The following is a 21,352-nucleotide window of genomic DNA, read 5'->3' as shown; positions in this document are numbered from 1 at the left end:
CAATTATTTTTTATTTGGATGAGGATCTTTCACAGAATCACCTTGACCTGACAACACATACCAACCATTTTTGCTATGCGGCTTTTTATTATAATCAGGGCAAGGTGGTAAAGATTTCTTACTTTGGTTTGAATAAATATAACCACAGTCGGCACACTTATAAGTGCCAGCTGAAACATCACTACCGTATGCAGCAAATTTTTGTACCATAATAAGCTTCTCCAGTAAGGTTATGTTTGCGATAAGCACATTACTTATCACTACTATATAAACGCGGTTTCAATAAAAAATCAAGCTTGGTATTAACTTTATTTTGTTCCATTCGGTTGGATATCAAAAGCAAAATAGTAATATAAAAATGTAATCTATTAAAAATAATAAAATTAATCTGATTTGCAAGCATTATTAATTCATGATAAATTTTTTGAACTAATTAAATGACAACAATTTTAATAGTAAAATTGGAATTAGTTTGCTCAAAGATACGTTTACCTGAAGTCTACCTTTATCAATTGATTTTTTAACAACCTTTAATTAACGAAATTATTAAGCAATTTTAGCTGATAAACAATCACCAAACTGGATTATTAAACATAAAAGATCGTCTCGATCTTAATACCATTTATATATTTAAACGACGTAAGCATTCAAACTCAATTTTTTCTCTATGATTGTTTAGGCTATCTTCTGGATAAATGGTTTCAAAGACATTAACCATTTTAAATTTATTCTGTGAATAATACTCAATACTTTTATGAACAGTTCTTATTCCGCCATGAGCTATTTTTAGCTGCTTAGGTTTATCATAAAAAGTTTTTAAATCAAAGGGGTGTGAATCTGTTTCTGTTTTCCATAAAAGTTGGCCACCTTCTAACAGATAATGAATATTGCCCTTTTCAGTTTTAACTTCGCCATAATCCTCAAAAGCGCCATTACGCCATTTAGCTGACTTCAAATTCGAAACACAAGACCAACTACCAACAAGCATTTGTTCGGTGACTTTATTTTCACTGCATCCAAACATGACTAAACACACTAGTCCAATAATTATATTTTTATTCATATCATTCCATTACCTATAAATTGAGTATCAATAGTAGGTGATTTAACAATTAGGATCAATTAAAAAGACGAACAAAATTCTTTTATCTCAAAATAAAACAAAAAAACAAATAAAAAAATCAAAAATAGAAGCATATAAAGTAAAAATGCGAACCTGCTTAGGATAATTAATTAATGAAAATTGGTCTATTCTAATAAAGATATCAACCGGTGACTTAACAATTTGTTCCATCGTCTACTCAAATTTAGCGAATTTATTCAAGGTTATTATTCTATCCAACCAATATTCGATGCGCATTACCAAAATCAATAATTGCGCATCCATTAGGTTGAATAATCACCTCTATAAGCGAAAAATCAGCAATAGTAAATTTTGCCCCTAAAGTCATTAGCGATTCATGACCAACACCAACACAATATGTTCCTGCAGCCACAGCAGATTTAACGCCACTGATTGAATCTTCAAAAACCATTGCCTGTTTTGCTGTAATATTAAGATATTTTATAGCCTTTAGATAAGAGTCTGGATAAGGTTTACCTCGAATGACGCTGTCACGATCAATAATGACCGAAATACACTCCTTCACTTTCAATAAATTCATGACCGAATTGACTTTGTCTAGCCAACCGCTGGTAACGATGGCAACTTTAACGCCGGCTTTATGTAATGCCGTGATGAATTTAGCAACGCCAGCAATTGGTTTGTAAATCGCAGTGTTTTCAACATAAATAATATGGGCCTGAACTTTTTGTTGATCAGTAATAGGCAAATCTCCAAATAGCGTCGCAATCGTATGTCGACCAGGTTGACCATGAATATGTTTAACCATATCTGTGTCACTAATAGTTCGACCATACATGTGTGCAGCTTCACGCCACGCTCGTTCAATTGCCTCATTCGAATCAATCAATACCCCATCCATATCAAACAATACCGCAGTAATTTTAGTAAGAGTTTCACGCATAATTTTTTCCTTATCTTTTACCTTACACAAGTCAAAACAACCCATATCTGTTATCCTGACTAAATAACGCCTATCATAGATTTGATTTTAGACTCTGTATAATTCCAATTTTTTAGGATTCAATAAATGCAAGGAATAGATTTAAGATTATTACGTGTTTTTGTAAAACTTGTTGAAACCGGTAATTACGGTTTGGCAGCAAAAGCGTTATTTATTACCCAGCCGACTTTATCCAAACAAATACAAGCGTTAGAATCTTTAACTGGTGGTCAACTCTATGCTCAAGCAAAGTCGATTCTACAATCACATGACAATTTTCTTACTTATGCCAAACAGATAAATAAAAAGTATCAACAAACCTTATCAATTGGGTTTAGTCTATCTACCTATCAAAAAATACCATTATGGGTTGATCAATTTGTCAAACAAAGGCCCGATTGCCAAGTTACGCTCAATCAGCTTCCTTCAAGTGTTCAAATTAATATGCTATTAGAAGGATCCCTACAAATCGGATTTTTACGGATGCCTTTTACTAATCAACTAAGTTCACAGCTTATTGTCCACGAAAAACTTGCCTTAGCCATTCCCTCTAGTAGCCCTATCGATTGGCATAACTTATCGGCAATTTTAAAGCACTATCCTTTATATCAACTCGATAAAGATCGCTTTCCATGTCTGGCAGAACAAACCGAACAATTTTTGATACAAAATCAACTTCAAACTAATAAAATATTAATAAATGGTGATTTGACAACACTATTAGCGTTAGTTGCTGGCGGCAATGCTATTGCCTTTATGCCACAAAGTATGAAGCAATTTTTGCCAAGGAACGTAAAACTCATCATTCCTAAACAAAAAACAGTACATTGGGACATAGCAATGGCCTGGAATGACAAAGTAATGTGTGATTTTCGAAATATTTTTATTGATGTAGTGAATAAAGATAGCGGTAAAATACAGGGTAATCATTGCTAGTTTTGTTTTTTATCCCCACTAAAGCGCGACTCAAACTCAGCAATCATTTAGGTCAAATTATTATGCTAATATGGGAACTGATCGCAAATGTATTAGCTTGTTAGTGTGGATAATTATTGGATAAATTAATAGCGATCGATGGTATGCATAATTTATGGGATTTTGCCTGATAGCTAATCATTCATAAAAAAATGGGTATATGAACATTCATAATTAACTAATAATGGTGATGTCATTTTATTTTATCTATAATCACGTAACCTATCTATTAAATGTACAAATTTTATATAAAACCTGTTAAAAAATTAAATATTGACTGAATTTATTCAGTTTTAGTTTCATCAGGATCATTTGGCCATAATATTTTTAAATTACCATCAGCCTTCTTTTTTAACCGAAAACTAGCAATCCATGGTTTATCCTCATTATTTTTGAGGTTGGTTGAAACAAAATTAATTGAATAATCCACATCGACTTGAAAAGGATAATCAAAGCGTAAACATTCACCTGCTTTAGCTTGATAAATTGAACCATGATCTTCCTGTTCCCAAATATACCCAATATGCGTTACAAAAATACTGCTAGATGAAATATTAAACACATCAGTTGAACGCGCTTTTTCTTTTGGTATGTTGATGCAAACTTTTTGATTTTGATCTAATTTAACTTCAGCGGTGTTGACTTTATAGGTACAAAAAAAACAGCCGGTTAATAACAAAACAATGGTAATAAAAAATAACGGACGGATTAGATTTAATTTCATTTTGTTATTCCATATAGTGCAGACATGGTTATTTAGTCGCCACATTATCCAATAACCTTATTTTTTAATCAATCAGCTATTCAAAAAACAATGTATAACAATCTTATACATGCCATAAAGTTGAATAAATCATTCATCTTGAAATTAAACTATCTGCGCTTTATGCTTACAAAGCATAACAATAATTAATTTTAAAAATGAGATGAATAATCCGGTCATTTTAGATTGATTGTTTGAAAGACCTAACTGAACTTTTTTTTAAAAACTTTGTTCTGAATAAACGGGTAATAAAAAAAGAGATTGAGCATAAAGCAAGTAATTTAATTTATTCACTGTTCATAAATACATTTTCAATTACCATTTTAATAGCACAATCATCATTTTTTGTTATTTTACAAGACAATTATCTAGATGAAAATTTACATTGTTTTATTTAAATAACCACGCCTTTTAATCATCAATCCTTGCATAAAAATAGTCGACTTTGCTTATCCCTATTATTCAAAAACAGAAATCAATTAGACTGTTTGATTTTATACGATCAAACTAAGTTTTATAGCTAACATATTGTTATACCGATTAATATTTATAATAAAAGCACTTAAGCAACACGTTTTAAACTGACTTTTCAACTCTGATAGTTTTTTACTATCACAAAATAAGTATTTCCATATTTTACACTTGTTATCCTATGCTTATTGCCAAAAACAGTGATAGTAAATCTAAGGTTTAGATCGTTTTACTCTCGACCTAAACCTTCAGTACACATCAATCACGATATTGTTTAATAAGGAACTTTAGCCGTATGAATTCAAGGATGACATCCACTCAACGATTATCAAATAAAATGAGCATTATTATATCTGCACTTCTTATTATGCTTTTGGTTGGTTCTGTTTATATTACTCAACTTATTTTTCAGGAGATATCGATAAACTTTAACATTGAGATTTTAGATGCGAGATTAGTTTTTAGCTTATCATGTTTTTTTTATGCATTAGCCTTTTTTATCTATGGGCCATTATCAGATAAACTATCCACACGTCTGTTAGTGACATTTGGCAGTCTTGGCACAGTACTTTGCCTATGCATTGCCAATATAGTAACGTCATTTAATCTATATCTTAGTGTAATGTCATTAATTGGCTTTTTTGCCGCCTCAGTACCGGCTGCTTTATTTGCTTACACAGCCAAAAATACAGACAACGCAAAATTATCACAAGCAATGGGGATGTTAATTTCGGCCTCAATTGTAGGAATGATATTCAGCCGTAGTTTAGCAGCCATGTTAACCGATATCTATTCTTGGAAAGTTGCTTTTGGGGTTTATGCTTGCCTGATTTTAATTGTCACTATTTTTATTCCATCTGCGATCAAACACACTTTAAACAACACGGCTAAAATCAGCATCATTGAAACTTATCAACACGCATCAAAACTGCTGTTTAATCGAACTGTCATTATTTTCTTATTGGTTGGATTTTTGCTCTTTTTTGTTTATTTAGGGTTGTCTTCATTGCTCACTTTTTATTTGAAAGGTTCACCATTTTATCTAACCTCAACAGAACTTGGTTGGTTAAATTTTGCAGGAATCAGCGCAATAATTGGTTCGATCATTACGGGAAAATTGGCACAGATTATCAATAAAAACAATTTACTCATCTTATTACTTTTATGCGTAAGTGCTTCAATTATGATCATTGGTTTTGGTACCAACATATTAATGATTAGTTTAGGTATTTTTTGTCTATTTATGTTTGTATTTGGAATTCAACCCATTGTCATGGCTATGCTTAATCAAATTGTACCACTCAACTTACGAGGCGCGGTATCGTCTTTATACTTACTTGCATGCCTTATTGGTGGCAGTTTAGGCACTTATTTATTAGGAAGCATTTATCAACAATTAAATTGGCCTAATTTAATTGTGGCTATCTTAATTTTAACCATACTTAATATTGCTTTAGCTTTACTTGGTATTAAATTAATCAAAATTAAACAAAGCAATACTTAAACAATAGGCGAACATATATCGCAATACTATCACTTTACGAGGAAAAACAATGATCAAAAAAGTATTTTTTCAAATTGCACTATTTATCTGTTTTATTCTATATGGGGAATTAGCTATGGCAAAATTGAATCTTATTGCAAAATCTTTTAGTGCGCCAACCGCTATCGCCTTCGATAGCCAAGGTTCGATGTATGTGACAAATTGGTCTGGAAGTTCAATAGAAAAAATCACAACGGAAGGTAAACGTAACACTATCTATAACAACATATCCTCTCCTGCAGGAATAGTTATTGATAAACAAGATAATATCTATGTTTCATCTTATAGTGGCAATTATATTTTACAAATCACCCAAGATGGCAAAGTAGAAAAAATATCGACTGACTATCATACGCCAACTGGAATTGCATTTTCTAATACAGGTGAATTGTTGATTACTAATCGCTCCTCTGGCGAGGTTGTCGCTTTGGATTTAACGACAAAGCAAAAAAAGGTTGTTGCAAAAGGATTATCATTACCTGTCGGTGTAACACAATTAGCTGACAATCGCTTAGTTGTGTCACAATATAGTGGACGCTTAACTTTAATCGAACCTAATGGAAAACAGATAGAATTAGGGAGTGCATTTAACCAACCCGGGGTAGGTATAGTAAGTCTTTCACCTAGCGAAGTTGCTGTCATTGATAATGGGGCTGGTGCAGTTCGTAAAGTCGATGTCAATAGCAAAAGTACCACTACACTAGTTACATCATTGTCTGGTGCTGTAGCGTTAAGTCTGTACAAAAACCAATTGTATATCGGTACTTGGGGTGATGAATCGGTTTATCAATTAACTAACATCAACCCATAATAAACACGCTTGATTAATTATCGGCAAAGATAGAATTTTTTAAGGGTATCATTTCAATCAATGTCATTTCGGACCTTTTTAAACAAAATCAGGTCCGAACTTTTAGTCATACTATCATTAGTATGTAAAAATCTTTCTAATTTTTTAATACGATAATATCAAGTGTTTACAATCTATCGCAATGCTATTTTTAAACGTTTAATGGTTATAGAGTTGGTCTAGAGTAAAAACGACAGTAGCCATGAATACGATATTTAATCATGCAAACCACTTGGTAACGCTATCGTCACTCTTTTTACATCACAATTAGTCAAATACCCCTTAAGTAACTACTTATAACGATTAGAAATAATTGATAATTTGTTCATAAATCAAGTTAGCGTGTAAATTATTTCGCCAAACAAGATAAATATCGATATATAATTTACTGGTTTGGGTACTAATCAATTTTTTATACACTACCCCATCAATGTTGGCCTGTGTCATCGACTGAGGTAATAGCATCATACCTCTCCCTAATGCAATATCCAATAACATAGACAGCGTGTCTGGTCGTTCAGCTCGACGAACCAATGGATGATTTAACGTTTTAAATACAGACTCGCACTGTGCATAAAAAGTCTTATTTAAATGGGCTTTAAACCAAAATAACGGTAAATCAGTGACATCATTAAGATCAACATAATCTTGTTGGCTACAAGGATGGCTTTCTGGAAGAACCAAAATAAGCGGCTCCTGATAAATTAGCATCGAATTTTCTTGTTGGTTTCTTGAAGCAAAATCAGATACAACAGCAAAATCCAAATTGCCTTTTTGAAGTTCTAATAACAGCTCTTTAGACGTGTAGTCATGTTGATAAAGTTTTATATTATCATTGAAATTTGCTAAAAACCTTTTGAAAAAAGGTATAAAATCAAAACACAGTGTTTTCGTCATACCTAACATGACTTGATTGCCTTGACAAGATTTAATATTATCCACTGATTGACATAAACTGTTTAATACCTCCAATGCTTGGCTTTTAAATTTTTCACCTTCTTTAGTTAATACCATGTTGTGAGAATTTCTTAAAAATAAGCTCACTTGCAATTTATCTTCTAGTTCTTTTATTTGCACGGATAATGGCGGTTGACTTACACCCAGTTTATCTGCTGCAGCACGAAAACTATGCATTTCACAAATCGCAATAAAATATTGCAATTGCCTGATTGTTGGTAGTTTTTTATTATAAATATCCATATTTTAAATTACTTCACAATTGATGATTAAATCGATGGGGTACTCAATGTATTTTATCACACTAATTTACCAATAAATTCATGACTTTTCTAAGTTTTAAACATATAGTAAGATTAGTTAAAAGTTTATAGTAAATATTCTGAAGTTGGGATGATTTTACTCTATTTACAATTTACAAACTAATTTAAGATGAGTAGAGTGAAACTAACGCTAACTTGCAACTTGGAAATAATTGAATGGTGAAATTATTGCTAGATAAATTGACCCGTTCATTACCCTGTTCAACTTGCCAAGCGCTACGTTCAGCCCATGATAACCATTTTGCAAGTCGCCAATAATTGTCGAGTTTGCCCAATATTACGGGAAGCTCTTGATTACCGTGAAAATCAATATTGATTACTTCGACAACATCATTAGCTGAATAAATGTTGATATTGCCATATAGATAACAGTAAACTTTGGATTTTTTAATTAAGTTTTGCAACTGGATATTGTGGTTCATCAAGAATGGATTGAATTTTCATCACTGAAGACCCAACACACAAACCGTGAATAGTTGTGACTTACATATTTAAGTGTTAAATACATGTAGGGATAATACTTTTCTAAAAGAATAAAACATTATTGAAGGTGATCTTACTTTCATAAATGTAAGAATACAAGCTAATTGCAATATTTTTAACACCAAGTAACGAGCTATATTATAGTGCTCATTAATACAACTTTTATCTAACATTGCCAGTTTATTTTTTAGTCATGTTAAACCGATTATTTTTAATCAATACGCAACGTTTGATTATGCTTAGTATTCAATACGATAACGACCAACAATATCAAAAATATGATCGTACGTGCTGAGTATTATGCGTTTTTTACCTTTGTGATGAACTTGTTCAACAAGATCAAAACTTGAGGTTAAATATCTTTGATTAGGATAATTATCTAATTGAGAAATAGATAAGTTATCAATATCAGTAAAAATAAATTTTACCCATACATCAGGCACGTTCAACACTTCGGGCTGACAATTAGCTAGCGATAGTGACGTTTCAACAATCAATGTAAACGGGTAGCAATCCAAGTTAACCTTTTTTAGAATTAATGCGTTTCGAGCATAAATAATGCCGTATTTGATTGGTATCGCTTTAGTTATCATTTTTTTTACTTTGTCATAACTTCTTTAAAATTAATTGGAACTTATTAAATTATAACATTATATGGTGTTAACAATATAACATTTAATTTAACAGTATGTTGTTCAACAATACTTTGCATTACATTGATTTAATTAAATTTAATAGCTTATATTTAAGTAAGTTAAAAATTTAAGTCTTATTGCTACATTGGCATAATGCTATAAGCATCAATCGAAAAGTAGGCAAAATTATTCAATATAATTTTAAGTGTAAATGCCATTTCATTGTCTTTATTCTGTTATGTAATAAAGACGACTTAATTCATTTTATAATACGCTATAGGCTTTTAGCTTTTATTTAACGTATCTAAAAAAAGGTAAATAGAGATAACAACTCATCAAATGAAATAAATTCATTTCGTTTATTGAGCTTATATTGGCTGGTAGTGATATCTATAATTTCAGGCATACAGCTTAGCAATCGAATAACGACATTTATCAAGTTAAAGCGATGTTACAAGCCGTTATCCCTTTTTATAATGAAAATTTTTCCCATTTATTGTCAGACTTATCAAATATTTCTTTTTTATCAATTCGCCATTGTTTATGAGTATATATTAAGGAATAACGAAACTGACTTTTAAATTCTGTATGTTGTTGCGTATAAATGAGTAGTTTGTTTTCTGATAATTGTTCAGTTTTTAGTATTTCTTCATCGGGTGAATACTCTGGTGGATATCCACAGTCTAATGAAACTTGGCGACCGTACTTTCTTTCTTTAATAGTACAATACTGATTGAATATAGTATTTAACTCACTTCTCATCTTATCTTTTAAAGGCTCGTCATCCTCACCATTTTCAATTAGCTCGCAAAGTGGTTCACAATATCCTTCCCACTTATTCATATCCGTAATGAAATTTTTTAACACTGATACAGCCTGCTGTACATTTTTTTCCATATTATTCCTTAACTAACAAATATATATATTTTTTCCATTTCTTTAAACTTTGAATGATTGATCCTAAGGCGATCTATTTTATGGCAGCTTATTTAACAACAATAACCCAATGCTAATTCATTTCTCGATAAACGTCTAAAAATGAATCAACAAAAATCAGAAACAACGCTTCATTTCAATACGAATTAACTTAATCACTTTCTCTAATTTGTGCTAAAGCTTGTTCAAGTCGACTAACGTTTTGATATTTATTAGTAGCAGTTGTTTTGTCTACTGACGCTAACCAATCATCTACTGCTGTTTTAAATAATTCTAAGCCATCTGGCGTCAGGTTTGACTTTTTAATCACCGTATCAGTCTTCAAATTTCCTTGTTTATCAAATGGTTCAATACCGATCAATAATTGATGTTGTTTTAAAAAAACCAATAAAGCAATTGAAGACTGTATGATAGGCTCAGGTAACTGATTGATTTTATTAGTAGCCAGTGACACAGCAACATCGTATACGATAAAATCGACTTCTTTGTTTTTATTTTCCCTAATTTTTGCCAAACCTTGTTCAAGACGACTAACATTTTGATATTTATTAGCAGCAGTTGTTTTGTCTACTGACGCTAACCAATCATCTACTGCTGTTTTAAATAATTCTAAGCCATCAGGCGTCAGGTTTGACTTTTTAATTATTGTATTAGTTTTTAATTTTCCTTGTTCATCAAACGGTTCAACACCAATCAATAAATCATGTTTTTTTAAAAAACGCATTAAAGCTGTTGAAGTTTTAGTGCTATGCTCTTGCCAAAGATTTGTTTTATTTTTAGCTATCAACATGGGCAAATCATATAAAATAGGATCTGGTTTATTCATTATTTTCTTTATCCAACTTTTGATACGCTACAGTTAATAATATTATGTTAGTTAAGCTTTACGACTATATTTCGCAAAAATTAGGACCACTTTGGGCATTTTTCTTTTTTATTATTCATGAGCAAATATTCAAAGCATTATACCGAGTTATTGCTCCAATCAATCCACTATTTTATATTCAACTATCATCAGCTTAATGGTATAAGAAAACGAAGCAATTCATTTTAATAGTGTTTTCAGATACATCATTTAACATATTTTCCTAAGTGATAAATATCAGTTGCTTCTTTATCCATGTCAAGGCAGCCTAACGCCCCCAAATCCAAACTATATATATAATTAGATTCATTATCTTTTTTTACAGATACAAAATAGCCTATATCACCATCTTGACCGATTAAAAAATAATTAGGCTCAACGTCTTGTATATTATAGGTACTATTTCTCTCTTTAATATTATTTATATTATAGATGTATATGTACTCTTCCCTTTCATTGATTAATTCATATGGCTCTTTATCTTGAACCTCTTCGGATAAAAATTTCACATACAAATTCGGAAATTTAATATTCATCTCTTGCTCAAGAATATTCAACATTTCAATAACTCTTTTTTCCATCTAAAATTCTCCATTCAACGAATAGGGTATAATTCAAAAACAAAATTGTTAGTATTAAAGTTAGCATATCATCAAAATATTTTTAGCCTTTTTTTAAAGCTTGTAAAAAAAGCTTTGGTGACTATTGTTTTAAACCATTCAGATGAAGTATGTTTAATGCATCTCTATCGAATAGCGTCCTCTGATATTTCATAAAATATCTTGTTTCAGATTAATGCAATTTCAACAATAACAACTTTGAAAGTAGATATTTACCTAATGTTGTCATTTTTCTCATGAAGAATCTTAATAAACAAACTATGTATGTCATGACAAAATTTTGAATTCTCAATGAGATCAGGTAACACAAGTACATAATAAAAGACCTGGTTAAACTGCAAATTTATATCATAGGGTTCAAAATCAGAAGCATTATCGAATTCAAATAAAGTTGCTATTCCATTTAACTGTGTGCTTTTTGCTTCAATTAAAAAACAACCTTCCCCTTGTAAATCTAAATTGTAACCATGATTATCATGATAATCTCGCATTTCATCGTTTTTATAACAAAATAGAAACTCTTCATCTCTAAAACTACTTTGTTCATATTTATAATTAATAGATGATAATTTTTTAATTAATGAAAACCATACATCATCGACGGATTTATCGGTATAAAATCCATACATATTACCAGTCCATTCCATATTTTCCCCTCAAACTCACTCACAATAGTAAATTTTTGTTACAATCGCTTTGGAGTTTATTTTTTCATCTCAGTAAAATGTTTTCTATGTATCGTCTTAAAAAAACATTTTGTCGTTTAACTATTTTAGACTTAGCGCTATAAATTTTAAATAAAATAAAGTGTTAATTTTTATTTAATACCCGATGGTGTTTTGTGATACGTGGGTCTAAGGCATCATAGGCGTTCGGTTAGTTTAATTTTTTCAATGCAGATTTCGGTTAAACAGCTGGTGGCGTTTTATATGCTAAGTAAGGTAAATAATGCCTTAAGTTCTATTCATTCTAGTGTCACCATTCATCTATATCTTTTGCATCAATATCTTTTAACCATTTTTGATATTTTTCTGGATCTTTGGCAATCAATGTTTTTAATTTTTCAAACACTTCGTTTATCCCTGAAGGATCCACTTTATATTTATTAAATACAAAAATAATTCCCTCTTCTATGGTATCAAGCATATAAAACATTTGTTGTGTGTAGCAATTAAACGTTTTATAAGGTATAAAAATTGAGAAATTAACCACTTTTCGTTTTGACGAGGCTAACGGGCCGTAAACTAAATCTTTGTTTTCTAGTGTGGCAGAGATAGTAAAGAATAAATCATAATCTGTTGTTTTAAATAATTTGTCATAATATGGAAGCGTTTTGTTTAATTTATTAAGATTTTCTATCAACGGATTAAAAACCGTATTTCTAATTTCATAATAAACGCCAACTTCAGCCCACAAAAATGGAAAATTAATTTTCATTACATGGCCTTTCGGTTTATCACTGTTTTTGGTTTAAGTAAAATTTTAGATAGTTATAACTTTTTATCTATAATAACTCATTTTATACATAATCCTATTGCATAACACAATTCTTCAATAAAAAACTAACATGATCCTATAATTACAAGACCTGAAGGCAGTTGTAGGCTTTGTTCGCACGGTCTTATTTGGTGTTTGTTGATACGAACTTCAATTAGGCGACGTACGGCATCGTAGTGGTAATAATAGGTACTGATGGCGGTCTGTTTGCTGTGGGCGCATCCCGTTTTCGTCGTAGGTGTATAAAGGTGGTGGTAATTTGTTTGCTTAGTTAATTGTATCGATGGCTGCGTGTGCCTTAAGCGTTGGTTTCACTTAAAAGCATATCCTTAAAACGGTAGCTGAAATGATGTGTTGGCTTCGGCTACGGTCAATGTAATGGTAATTTGAAAAGATGATAAATTGAAAACAGATTAGCCCTTCAAACTTTATCCTGGCAACCTCGTTCTTTTCCTATTTAGTAGACTATAGTTATAACTTGTTCCATCCAAACCTTAATAAAGGTCTTGCGCTCGAGTCTTTATACTAGTGTAAATATTCTTCTTTAGTTAAAGGTTTTTGGATAGGTGCTGGCGGTGTTACATCAGAGGAAAAAAACTTTGAGATTCATCCCAATTAATGCCATTTTCATAGAATTTAAGTAGATGTATTTGGATATCTTTAGAACCTCCATGCATTCCCACATTCTCTTTTGTATGAATAATATCTAAGTGATCTTTTACGGTTAGCTGTGGAATCAAAACTTTTTGATCTACAAAAGTATATCTATCATCAATTTACACCAGACCTATTTTTTCAGCTAATGGACCTGTATAAGTGATAATTTTAGGCTGCTGTGGGCGTACATTTTTTCGTACATGTTCATCTTGTATAGAAACGAATAACTCTTTAAGTGTGTGCAGCTACTGAATAGGTAAATAAAATATTAACCTTATTCAGGTCTACCCCATCCCATTCATCTTTATCATTAAATATATTAAAAAACTCCATCCAATGGTTTTTTCTGGATTGCGCTAATGAATACAACCCATCTTTTATATAGACGCCGAATACTGTATTTTCTTGACTGCGTTGTTTTTTGATTAACATTTCTTTCGACCAATTTTTTAAGTATTTATTAAAAAACACATACAATTTTATTATGAAAAAAAGATAATATTCATGTTTAGTATTAGTTATTAGTATAGTAATTATTTTTCAATGCAAATTAAGTTGATATCAAATGATTATTTTAATTCATTAGATAACTAAATTGATATCCATAATAAAAATAGATGCCATAAAGAAAACTTAATGTATATTCAGCTTAATATTAAAATTTTTCATTAATTGTTTAATATGATAATCATTGAGTGGCGATACGCGAGGCAAAGATTCAGCTTCTTTTTCAGATATCAATGTTTCATTTTGCCATATGTCTACTTTTTTAAACCAAGGCTCTATCCCATATGTAAAATATACATTTTGCATATTACTGGGTGAGTAGTTTTGTTGATGCCCAATTATTCTCCAATCACCTTCAAATTTTCTATCAAATAGTAAATAGCTATCTAATATTACCGGATCAATCATTCGGTGAGCATTTCTAATTTTTGCTTCTGATAAATCTGGAGAATTGGAAATAATATCAAAAATCTCAGCAATATGGCCAACTATAAATTTAATAACAATTCTTCCAAAACAATAATTTTGATTATCTAATTTAAAACAGAATATGTCTCCTGCTTTAATGTAGCGTAACATTGTACGAGGTTTTTTATCCCAACCCCATATTTTAAAATCATTCATTAGCACTTTCCTTTCCCTGACTTACCCTTCTTTACATCACTCGCTTTTTTAATGTTATAGGCTTATTTAAATATTTTAGCTCTGTCATCATTATGCTGATAGTTAAAGGAATTATATTTATTTCCTCTATTTGTAGAAGACATTTTTTCTTCTATTTTACCAGTTTTCGTTCCATACGTTTCAATATACTATTGTTCATAACCTCTTGCGTGCCCATATATAATATTTTTTCTAATACTTCCATTCATCCAGATGCAGATAATCTTCCAGTTTCTCGATGTTCAATCGTTCTTCTGTCAATGTCAATGTCATTGGTAATGTCAATATAGCAAGGTTCTCTAGCCCCTTGGTCATATAATGCATAAACAAAATATCCAGGTTCATCTGTCGATGTTAACCCCCAAGGATCGATCCAAGTCAACCCATTAGGCGCATACTGATACAGATTAAACCCACTCGATAGCCCAATCGGGTCCAGCTGCGTGAATCTGCCTATATCATGGTCATAGTACCTAAAAGTATTGTAATGTAAGCCTGTTTCTCTGTCGAAATACTGTCCCTGATACCTTAGGTTCTGTTGTATCTGGCTGTGTTCGATTTCCTGTATCGGTTTGCCCCATAGCTAATAGCTACACGTCCATACAATGTGACCGCCTTCATCAGTAAGTTCTTCCGGAGCACCGTTGACATCGGTGTGGTAGTACAGCACTTTCTGTTCCGTACCGGTGGTCTCTACTCTAGCTAAGGGTTCATAGCCGCTTTCATCAGTGTAGATATAGGCGCTTTTGCTTCTGTCAGTACGGGTTTCCTGAATTATGCTTAGCCCGTCCCACAGATAGCGTTTTGTTTATCAGATGTCTTGCCTGACTATTGTTAATAGCCAGGTTTACTAAATTGAATTATATGGATCAATCTATTCCTTTTACTTTATTTTTAATAAAAAACTGTCGTAATGACTCTGAAATCACAATTCGCCCTTCAGATTCTTCACACCTTGCCATACAAAATTGCTCATTTATATTTTCTTTAAAGACCATTTTATAAAATTCTTTTGGTCCATCAGGCAAACTCTCTAATAATGGTATATATTCAGATTTATTCATATCAATACAGGATATTAAACGCAGAATATTTAATGCCTTATAACCAGAATAGCTGCAACCATTAACAATTATAGTTGCCTCTATTAGCTGGACATCATGTAAAAAATCTTGATTGTTTGAAAGTAAATTGGCAAGTCTAGGCGAGATAAAAACAGGACCATCACTGAAATAAATATCATAAGAGAGTAAACGTTTTTCACTGACTTTATTTTCTAATTTAAAAACTAATGGTTTATTTAATTGAATCTCCTTGAATTCTATAAATTCGTAACTGGCAACTACAGTTGAGTCATATTGGAACCAATAACTATTAGGATAATTACTTATCATAAGTTCATAAATCATATCAACATCCATTAGACGGCCTAATTGAATTTTTATTTAAAATAGTTTTTCCACGACGTAAACCAATTCTTCTTAAAAGTATTGTAATGTAAGCCGGTTTGTTTGTCTAAATATTGCTCTTGATAGCTTAGGATTCTGCTGTATTTCTGTTAGGTGGTGTTTTGTTCATAATGATAATGCTTGTCTGTGTTTGTTGTGGGGATATCTGTTTGCGTCGTAGGTGTATTGCAGGTCACGGAAGTGGAGTAGTTGGTTAAAGCGAACCAGGTTTTGGTTGTCGCTGTTGCTGTCTTCGTTGCGTCTTTTATCCAGCAGGTTAGTTGCGGCAGCTTTCGATTCGGCCGGTGACGTCATAATGGTAATCGGTCTGTCCCTGACGGGTGTTTTTTTACTCACCAGTCTGTCCAGATTGTCGTACTGGTAACGGCGGTCGGTAAGAATGTCGGATATGATAGCCGAAAAGATTGGGAAAATCTTTTCGGCATGCTATTATATTTTCAATAGCATAAGTATCTTGCTATTTAATCTTGACTTTCTCTACACATACCCCAACTAATTTGATAGTTTTCAGCCTTTCATAAATACTTTCATATAAAAGTAAACCCAAGTCCGTACAGCATATTGGATATGGTGGATATTCGCTCTCAAGTAAAAACCACGGCGCTCTTTCTCTTCTTGAGTGAAAATGGCATTCAGGGCAGACAACTAGACGCCCATTCTCAGGAATAGGTTGTCCATCAAAAAGATATGGTTTTTCACCTCTCAGTACAACGTAATCATATTTACTAATAAAAGTTATAAATGGCTGTTTATGCTTTTCACTTTCCACTTTATTATAAATAGAACCTATATTTAAATGTTTTTCAGCCTCTTCACCCAGCAAATTCAATAAGCGCAGCGACATACTACTAGGTATCAGAAAATAGCCTGTATTAGCCATATCTAGGTTTTTCCTGATTTTCCCATCCGTAATCACATCCATACCACCGTGAGGTAGTTTTAGTGTATGGCAATAATGACAAAATTGCTCTCTGTTTTTATGTTCCCATTCGGGAATGAGATCGACAGTAACCATTCCTGAACAATACAGGTGATAAAGTTGTTCACGCTTCATTTAATTTTCTCATATCTATTATTATCTATATTCTCCCTAACAGCACTTTCAATATTAGTTCCATGATCAGATCTTTCCGGCATGCTATTCTGTTTTCAATAGAATACGTATCTTGCTATTTAACCCTGACTTTTTCTACACATACCCCAACTAATTTGATAGTTTTCAGCCTTTCATAAATACTTTCATATATTAGTAAACCCAATTCCGTACAGCATATTGGATATTTTGGATATTCGCTCTCAAGTAAAAACCTTGGCGCTCTTTCTCTTCTTGAGTGGAAATGGCATTCAGGACAGACAACTAGACGATCATTCTCAGGAACAGGCTGTCCATCAAAAATATTTGGCGTTTCACCTCTCAGTACAACGTAATCATATTTACTAATAAAAGTCATAAATGGCTGTTTATGCTTTTCACTTTCCACTTTATTATAAATAAAACCTATATTTAAATGTTTTTCAGCCTCTTCACCCAGCAAATTCAATAAGCGCAGCGACATACTACTAGGTATCAGAAAATAGCCTGTATTAGCCATATCTAGGTTTTTCCTGATTTTCCCATCCGTAATCACATCCATACCACCGTGAGGTAGTTTTAGTGTATGGCAATAATGACAAAATTGCTCTCTGTTTTTATGTTCCCATTCGGGAATGAGATCGACAGTAACCATTCCTGAACAATACAGGTGATAAAGTTGTTCACGCTTCATTTAATTTTCTCATATCTATTATTATCTATATTCTCCCTAACAGCACTTTCAATATTAGTTCCATGATCAGATCTTTCCGGCATGCTATTCTGTTTTCAATAGAATACGTATCTTGCTATTTAACCCTGACTTTTTCTACACATACCCCAACTAATTTGATAGTTTTCAGCCTTTCATAAATACTTTCATATATTAGTAAACCCAATTCCGTACAGCATATTGGATATTTTGGATATTCGCTCTCAAGTAAAAACCTTGGCGCTCTTTCTCTTCTTGAGTGGAAATGGCATTCAGGACAGACAACTAGACGATCATTCTCAGGAACAGGCTGTCCATCAAAAATATTTGGCGTTTCACCTCTCAGTACAACGTAATCATATTTACTAATAAAAGTCATAAATGGCTGTTTATGCTTTTCACTTTCCACTTTATTATAAATAAAACCTATATTTAAATGTTTTTCAGCCTCTTCACCCAGCAAATTCAATAAGCGCAGCGACATAATACTAGGTATCATAAGATCGCCTACCATGGGCATATCTAGGTTTTTTCTAATTTTGCCATCCGTAATCACATCCATACCACCGTGAGGTAGTTTTAGTCTATGGCAATAATGACAAAATTGCTCTCTGTTTTTATGCTCCCATTCGGGAACGATATCGACAGTGTCTATTCCTGAATAATACAGGTGATAAAGTGGTTCACGCTTCATGGATATTCCTTAAATTTACCATTATTTATATTTTTCCAAACAGCACTTTCAATATTCGTATTGTTTTGTGCATTAGTTTTGTGTTTTTCGATAAGAACTTTTATCAAATGGTTAGCTACTTTTGCAATCTATCTAAGGCAATAACGCCTTAAGCGCTGTAAATTTTTAAAATTTTCAGTCCTCTAGATCTTTTAGCCATTTTTGATATCTTTCCGGATCTTTGGCAATCAATGTTTTTAATGTTTCAAACACATCTTTTATTCCTGAAGGATCCACTTTATATTTATTAAATACAAAAATAATTCCCTCTGCGATGGTATCAAGAACATAGAACATTTGTTGCTTATAACAACTAAACGTTTTATAAGGTATAAAAATTGTGAAATAAACCACTTTGTTTTTTGACGATGTTGTAGGACCGTAGACTAAATTTTTGTGTTCTTGTGTAGCAGATATGGTAAATACTAATTCATAATCTGTTGTTTTAAACAATTTGTCATAATGTGGAAGTGTTTTGTTTAATTTATTGAGATTTGATCTCCACGGATTTAAAACCGTATTAGTAATCTCGTAACAAACGCCAACTTCAGCCCACAAGAATAAAAAATCAATTTTCATTACATCATCCTTTCGATTTATCACTGTTTTGATTTTAAGTGCTATTTTCCATTTAAACAACAATATATATTCAGCACAATTAAATTTTTTTAATGGGAGATTCAGTGAAAAAGCTGGTGGCGTTTTATATGCTAAGTAAGGTAAATAATGGCTTAAGTTTTATTCACTCTTGTGTCACGCTATCTAATTGCTGTTTGGCATAACTCACTACATCCTCAATACTCGATCGGTCTAAACTCGCTATCCTGTAGGTTGATGTGGCATGGTATTGTGGGCTACCCAGTAAGCTTGTCGTTTATTCTAAAATGAGATTTTTTAATTTATTCGATATAATTGCAGGAGGCAAATTGCTATTTTGATAAATGATAGTAGTGCCGCTATTAAATTCTATTTCAATTTGTTCAATATCCGTTTCTTGTTTTATTGTATATTCTGGTAACAGTAAGATCGTATTAGATTGTAATAGATCATTAAATGTTGTTTTCATTATCCCGTGATAATCACTTAAATTGATATAGTTTATATAATTGATGTTTTTGGACAATTTATTATCGATTGTTTCATACCCATTTCGCTGTTTTTTGGGAATGCATATTTCTATATTAAAAAGATTTAAAGTTGCCGTATACAAAAAAGCTGATTTCATCACACTTAATTGACAATCATTAATAAATGTCTATTTTCTGGAGTTGAAAAACACGCTAAAAACCACCTTTTTTATAACATCTACGATATCTAAATCTACCATACTCATATTTGACATCCATTTTTTAGCGCTTTAATCCATCAGGTATCATACAAAACAACGACACGGTGTGATACATGTAATTTTTGCCGTTCAATCGATGCCGTATAGTGTTACTCATTAAATCGGTCAATATTAAGATCACAGCACAGATAAAATAAAGTCTACCACTCAATCCCTTTAGTCACTATTGATATATATATTTAATCCATCATTAAAAGATTCTTTTAAAAAATTAATAAAATCAATAATTGATTGCGGTTGGAATTTTTTTATTTTAATAAGATTTTCAAGTTCTTTTATTAACGGCTGAATTTCCCCATATAGAATAATTGTATCAGCATAATAATCATCAAGTTTTTTTATTATTGAATACTGATTTATTGGTTTTGCTTTATTGAATAATTCATCGTAATCAAATTTTTCAAGTGAAAATATCGGTGAATTTTCATCTATTTCTTTTTGATTACTTGATGCTATAAAATCCAAAGCCATAAATACCTCATATTTTAATTATTATCTATTGTGAGATGTTTATCTTACTTCATTATTTTTACTTTCTCGAATTTTAGCTAAAGCTTTTTCAAGCCGACTAAGATTTTGATATTTGGTTGTAACTGTACTTCTAGCTAAATAATCAAACCATCCATCAACAGCAATATCAAATAACTCCTGACCTTCTGGTGTAAGGTTTGATTTTTTAAGAACCGTATCAGTTTTTAAATTACCCTCTTCATCAAACGGTTCAACATCGATCAATAATTCATGTTTTTTAAAAAACCAAATAAAGCTGTTGAGCTTTGCATAACGCTATCTTGCCACCATTTGTTTTTATTTCTAGTAAGCAACATTGGTAAATTATGTAAAGTATAATCAATTTCGTTCATTATTTTATTTCACTAACAGTTAACTATCGGGTCAGGCTACGTGAATATGTCTATATCAGTACGAAAATATGAAGTCATTATCAATATACTGTTTGGATAAATTTATTCCTTTTACTTTATTTTTTATAAAAAACTGTCGTAACGACTCTGACATCATAATTCGCCCTATAGATTCTTCACATCTTGCCATACAAAATTGCTCATTTATATTTTCTTTTAAGACCATTTTATAAAATTTTTTGGGTCCATCTGGATAATCATCTAATATTGGTACATATTCAGATTTATTCATATCAATACAGGATATTAAACGAAGAAAATTTAATACTTTATAACCAGAATAG

At 31.6% G+C, this 21,352-nt stretch carries 26 protein-coding genes and 2 pseudogenes; 3 read left to right on the top strand and 25 right to left on the bottom strand.

What is annotated here, in order from left to right; translation table 11 throughout:
- Window positions 1–3 precede the first annotated feature (3 nt).
- The 3 genes from J3U57_RS06945 to J3U57_RS06935 all read right to left on the bottom strand — a co-directional run bounded on the left by J3U57_RS06945 (window position 4) and on the right by J3U57_RS06935 (window position 2,027).
- Entirely contained in the window at window positions 4–210 is a 207-nt protein-coding gene (locus tag J3U57_RS06945; RefSeq protein WP_065632932.1) for a hypothetical protein, read from the bottom strand.
- Between the two features lie 412 nt (window positions 211–622).
- Window positions 623–1,063, bottom strand: coding sequence for a hypothetical protein (locus tag J3U57_RS06940; RefSeq protein ID WP_267344145.1), 441 nt, complete (start codon window positions 1,061–1,063; stop codon window positions 623–625).
- Between the two features lie 271 nt (window positions 1,064–1,334).
- Window positions 1,335–2,027, bottom strand: coding sequence for an HAD family hydrolase (locus tag J3U57_RS06935; protein ID WP_267344146.1), 693 nt, complete (start codon window positions 2,025–2,027; stop codon window positions 1,335–1,337).
- 126 nt (window positions 2,028–2,153) lie between these two features.
- Between J3U57_RS06935 and J3U57_RS06930 the strand changes: the two genes are divergently transcribed.
- The gene (locus tag J3U57_RS06930) at window positions 2,154–3,002 is read left to right on the top strand and encodes a LysR family transcriptional regulator (protein ID WP_267344147.1); all 849 of its coding nucleotides are present in this window, start codon (window positions 2,154–2,156) and stop codon (window positions 3,000–3,002) included.
- A 322-nt stretch (window positions 3,003–3,324) separates the two neighbouring features.
- On the opposite strand, the gene J3U57_RS06925 is transcribed toward J3U57_RS06930, so the two are convergent.
- Complete coding sequence (locus J3U57_RS06925; RefSeq protein WP_267344148.1) at window positions 3,325–3,765, bottom strand: putative T6SS immunity periplasmic lipoprotein; 441 nt, start codon at window positions 3,763–3,765, stop codon at window positions 3,325–3,327.
- Window positions 3,766–4,570: 805 nt separating this feature from the next.
- Here J3U57_RS06925 and J3U57_RS06920 point away from each other — a divergent pair.
- Window positions 4,571–5,779 (top strand): MFS transporter, encoded by a 1,209-nt coding sequence (locus J3U57_RS06920; protein WP_267344149.1) that lies wholly within the window; start codon window positions 4,571–4,573, stop codon window positions 5,777–5,779.
- 49 nt (window positions 5,780–5,828) lie between these two features.
- Complete coding sequence (locus J3U57_RS06915; RefSeq protein WP_267344150.1) at window positions 5,829–6,629, top strand: PQQ-binding-like beta-propeller repeat protein; 801 nt, start codon at window positions 5,829–5,831, stop codon at window positions 6,627–6,629.
- Between the two features lie 342 nt (window positions 6,630–6,971).
- Here J3U57_RS06915 and J3U57_RS06910 read toward each other — a convergent pair whose 3' ends face one another.
- The 21 genes and pseudogenes from J3U57_RS06910 to J3U57_RS06815 all read right to left on the bottom strand — a co-directional run.
- A complete protein-coding gene (locus tag J3U57_RS06910) occupies window positions 6,972–7,868 on the bottom strand; it encodes a LysR family transcriptional regulator (RefSeq protein WP_267344151.1) in 897 nt (298 codons plus the stop codon).
- A gap of 184 nt (window positions 7,869–8,052) precedes the next feature.
- The gene (locus tag J3U57_RS06905) at window positions 8,053–8,352 is read right to left on the bottom strand and encodes a hypothetical protein (RefSeq protein ID WP_267344152.1); all 300 of its coding nucleotides are present in this window, start codon (window positions 8,350–8,352) and stop codon (window positions 8,053–8,055) included.
- 318 nt (window positions 8,353–8,670) lie between these two features.
- Window positions 8,671–9,024, bottom strand: coding sequence for a hypothetical protein (locus J3U57_RS06900; RefSeq protein ID WP_267344153.1), 354 nt, complete (start codon window positions 9,022–9,024; stop codon window positions 8,671–8,673).
- 513 nt (window positions 9,025–9,537) lie between these two features.
- Window positions 9,538–9,963, bottom strand: coding sequence for an NTF2 fold immunity protein (locus tag J3U57_RS06895; protein ID WP_267332786.1), 426 nt, complete (start codon window positions 9,961–9,963; stop codon window positions 9,538–9,540).
- A 190-nt stretch (window positions 9,964–10,153) separates the two neighbouring features.
- Window positions 10,154–10,828: a hypothetical protein gene (locus J3U57_RS06890; RefSeq protein WP_267344154.1), complete on the bottom strand. Its 675-nt coding sequence runs from the start codon at window positions 10,826–10,828 to the stop codon at window positions 10,154–10,156.
- 245 nt (window positions 10,829–11,073) lie between these two features.
- Window positions 11,074–11,448 (bottom strand): SMI1/KNR4 family protein, encoded by a 375-nt coding sequence (locus J3U57_RS06885; RefSeq protein WP_267332784.1) that lies wholly within the window; start codon window positions 11,446–11,448, stop codon window positions 11,074–11,076.
- A gap of 251 nt (window positions 11,449–11,699) precedes the next feature.
- On the bottom strand, window positions 11,700–12,134 hold the full coding sequence (locus tag J3U57_RS06880; RefSeq protein ID WP_267332783.1) for a hypothetical protein: 435 nt from the start codon (window positions 12,132–12,134) through the stop codon (window positions 11,700–11,702).
- A 328-nt stretch (window positions 12,135–12,462) separates the two neighbouring features.
- Window positions 12,463–12,924 carry a hypothetical protein gene (locus J3U57_RS06875; RefSeq protein ID WP_267332782.1) on the bottom strand — a complete coding sequence of 154 codons (462 nt, stop codon included), beginning with the start codon at window positions 12,922–12,924 and terminating at the stop codon, window positions 12,463–12,465.
- Between the two features lie 948 nt (window positions 12,925–13,872).
- Window positions 13,873–14,073, bottom strand: a complete 201-nt coding sequence (locus J3U57_RS06870; RefSeq protein ID WP_267358447.1) for a hypothetical protein — start codon at window positions 14,071–14,073, stop codon at window positions 13,873–13,875.
- Between the two features lie 201 nt (window positions 14,074–14,274).
- Window positions 14,275–14,772 (bottom strand): immunity 26/phosphotriesterase HocA family protein, encoded by a 498-nt coding sequence (locus J3U57_RS06865; protein ID WP_267332780.1) that lies wholly within the window; start codon window positions 14,770–14,772, stop codon window positions 14,275–14,277.
- Between the two features lie 244 nt (window positions 14,773–15,016).
- Window positions 15,017–15,193: a hypothetical protein gene (locus tag J3U57_RS12830; protein WP_416379664.1), complete on the bottom strand. Its 177-nt coding sequence runs from the start codon at window positions 15,191–15,193 to the stop codon at window positions 15,017–15,019.
- Window positions 15,167–15,610 (bottom strand): annotated as a pseudogene (locus tag J3U57_RS12825) (RHS repeat-associated core domain-containing protein); the annotation flags it as partial. The pseudogene J3U57_RS12825 and the gene J3U57_RS12830, both read right to left, overlap by 27 nt.
- 70 nt (window positions 15,611–15,680) lie before the next feature.
- Complete coding sequence (locus J3U57_RS06855; protein ID WP_267344155.1) at window positions 15,681–16,220, bottom strand: imm11 family protein; 540 nt, start codon at window positions 16,218–16,220, stop codon at window positions 15,681–15,683.
- A 517-nt stretch (window positions 16,221–16,737) separates the two neighbouring features.
- Window positions 16,738–17,334 (bottom strand): hypothetical protein, encoded by a 597-nt coding sequence (locus tag J3U57_RS06850; protein WP_267344156.1) that lies wholly within the window; start codon window positions 17,332–17,334, stop codon window positions 16,738–16,740.
- 115 nt (window positions 17,335–17,449) lie between these two features.
- Complete coding sequence (locus tag J3U57_RS06845; RefSeq protein WP_267344157.1) at window positions 17,450–18,046, bottom strand: hypothetical protein; 597 nt, start codon at window positions 18,044–18,046, stop codon at window positions 17,450–17,452.
- Window positions 18,047–18,161: 115 nt separating this feature from the next.
- A complete protein-coding gene (locus J3U57_RS06840) occupies window positions 18,162–18,758 on the bottom strand; it encodes a hypothetical protein (protein ID WP_267344158.1) in 597 nt (198 codons plus the stop codon).
- Between the two features lie 174 nt (window positions 18,759–18,932).
- Complete coding sequence (locus tag J3U57_RS06835; protein ID WP_267344159.1) at window positions 18,933–19,376, bottom strand: hypothetical protein; 444 nt, start codon at window positions 19,374–19,376, stop codon at window positions 18,933–18,935.
- Between the two features lie 295 nt (window positions 19,377–19,671).
- Window positions 19,672–19,863, bottom strand: a complete 192-nt coding sequence (locus tag J3U57_RS06830) for a hypothetical protein (RefSeq protein ID WP_267332769.1) — start codon at window positions 19,861–19,863, stop codon at window positions 19,672–19,674.
- A gap of 438 nt (window positions 19,864–20,301) precedes the next feature.
- Window positions 20,302–20,616: a hypothetical protein gene (locus J3U57_RS06825; protein ID WP_267344160.1), complete on the bottom strand. Its 315-nt coding sequence runs from the start codon at window positions 20,614–20,616 to the stop codon at window positions 20,302–20,304.
- Window positions 20,617–20,655: 39 nt separating this feature from the next.
- Entirely contained in the window at window positions 20,656–20,880 is a 225-nt protein-coding gene (locus J3U57_RS06820; RefSeq protein WP_267344161.1) for a hypothetical protein, read from the bottom strand.
- Between the two features lie 183 nt (window positions 20,881–21,063).
- A pseudogene (locus J3U57_RS06815) lies at window positions 21,064–21,352 on the bottom strand (hypothetical protein); the annotation flags it as partial.

The organism is Gilliamella sp. B3464 (assembly GCF_026536145.1).
Lineage (GTDB): Bacteria > Pseudomonadota > Gammaproteobacteria > Enterobacterales > Orbaceae > Gilliamella.
Note: the sequence above shows the minus strand (reverse complement) of the source record. Positions and strands in the feature narration are given on the sequence as shown.

What these genes read in the sequence shown, in the direction of transcription:
- J3U57_RS06930 (WP_267344147.1), top strand. Translation starts at nt 2,154, where the DNA reads ATGCAAGGAATAGATTTAAGATTATTACGTGTTTTTGTAAAACTTGTT.
- J3U57_RS06850 (WP_267344156.1), bottom strand. Translation starts at nt 17,334, where the DNA reads ATGAAGCGTGAACAACTTTATCACCTGTATTGTTCAGGAATGGTTACT.
- J3U57_RS06835 (WP_267344159.1), bottom strand. Translation starts at nt 19,376, where the DNA reads ATGAAAATTGATTTTTTATTCTTGTGGGCTGAAGTTGGCGTTTGTTAC.
- J3U57_RS06900 (WP_267344153.1), bottom strand. Translation starts at nt 9,024, where the DNA reads ATGATAACTAAAGCGATACCAATCAAATACGGCATTATTTATGCTCGA.
- J3U57_RS06925 (WP_267344148.1), bottom strand. Translation starts at nt 3,765, where the DNA reads ATGAAATTAAATCTAATCCGTCCGTTATTTTTTATTACCATTGTTTTG.
- J3U57_RS06875 (WP_267332782.1), bottom strand. Translation starts at nt 12,924, where the DNA reads ATGAAAATTAATTTTCCATTTTTGTGGGCTGAAGTTGGCGTTTATTAT.
- J3U57_RS06830 (WP_267332769.1), bottom strand. Translation starts at nt 19,863, where the DNA reads ATGAAAACAACATTTAATGATCTATTACAATCTAATACGATCTTACTG.
- J3U57_RS06845 (WP_267344157.1), bottom strand. Translation starts at nt 18,046, where the DNA reads ATGAAGCGTGAACAACTTTATCACCTGTATTGTTCAGGAATGGTTACT.
- J3U57_RS06915 (WP_267344150.1), top strand. Translation starts at nt 5,829, where the DNA reads ATGATCAAAAAAGTATTTTTTCAAATTGCACTATTTATCTGTTTTATT.
- J3U57_RS06840 (WP_267344158.1), bottom strand. Translation starts at nt 18,758, where the DNA reads ATGAAGCGTGAACCACTTTATCACCTGTATTATTCAGGAATAGACACT.
- J3U57_RS06880 (WP_267332783.1), bottom strand. Translation starts at nt 12,134, where the DNA reads ATGGAATGGACTGGTAATATGTATGGATTTTATACCGATAAATCCGTC.
- J3U57_RS06945 (WP_065632932.1), bottom strand. Translation starts at nt 210, where the DNA reads ATGGTACAAAAATTTGCTGCATACGGTAGTGATGTTTCAGCTGGCACT.
- J3U57_RS06885 (WP_267332784.1), bottom strand. Translation starts at nt 11,448, where the DNA reads ATGGAAAAAAGAGTTATTGAAATGTTGAATATTCTTGAGCAAGAGATG.
- J3U57_RS06825 (WP_267344160.1), bottom strand. Translation starts at nt 20,616, where the DNA reads ATGGCTTTGGATTTTATAGCATCAAGTAATCAAAAAGAAATAGATGAA.
- J3U57_RS06895 (WP_267332786.1), bottom strand. Translation starts at nt 9,963, where the DNA reads ATGGAAAAAAATGTACAGCAGGCTGTATCAGTGTTAAAAAATTTCATT.
- J3U57_RS06940 (WP_267344145.1), bottom strand. Translation starts at nt 1,063, where the DNA reads ATGAATAAAAATATAATTATTGGACTAGTGTGTTTAGTCATGTTTGGA.
- J3U57_RS06890 (WP_267344154.1), bottom strand. Translation starts at nt 10,828, where the DNA reads ATGAATAAACCAGATCCTATTTTATATGATTTGCCCATGTTGATAGCT.
- J3U57_RS06870 (WP_267358447.1), bottom strand. Translation starts at nt 14,073, where the DNA reads ATGTTAATCAAAAAACAACGCAGTCAAGAAAATACAGTATTCGGCGTC.
- J3U57_RS06910 (WP_267344151.1), bottom strand. Translation starts at nt 7,868, where the DNA reads ATGGATATTTATAATAAAAAACTACCAACAATCAGGCAATTGCAATAT.
- J3U57_RS06920 (WP_267344149.1), top strand. Translation starts at nt 4,571, where the DNA reads ATGAATTCAAGGATGACATCCACTCAACGATTATCAAATAAAATGAGC.
- J3U57_RS06855 (WP_267344155.1), bottom strand. Translation starts at nt 16,220, where the DNA reads ATGATTTATGAACTTATGATAAGTAATTATCCTAATAGTTATTGGTTC.
- J3U57_RS06935 (WP_267344146.1), bottom strand. Translation starts at nt 2,027, where the DNA reads ATGCGTGAAACTCTTACTAAAATTACTGCGGTATTGTTTGATATGGAT.
- J3U57_RS06865 (WP_267332780.1), bottom strand. Translation starts at nt 14,772, where the DNA reads ATGAATGATTTTAAAATATGGGGTTGGGATAAAAAACCTCGTACAATG.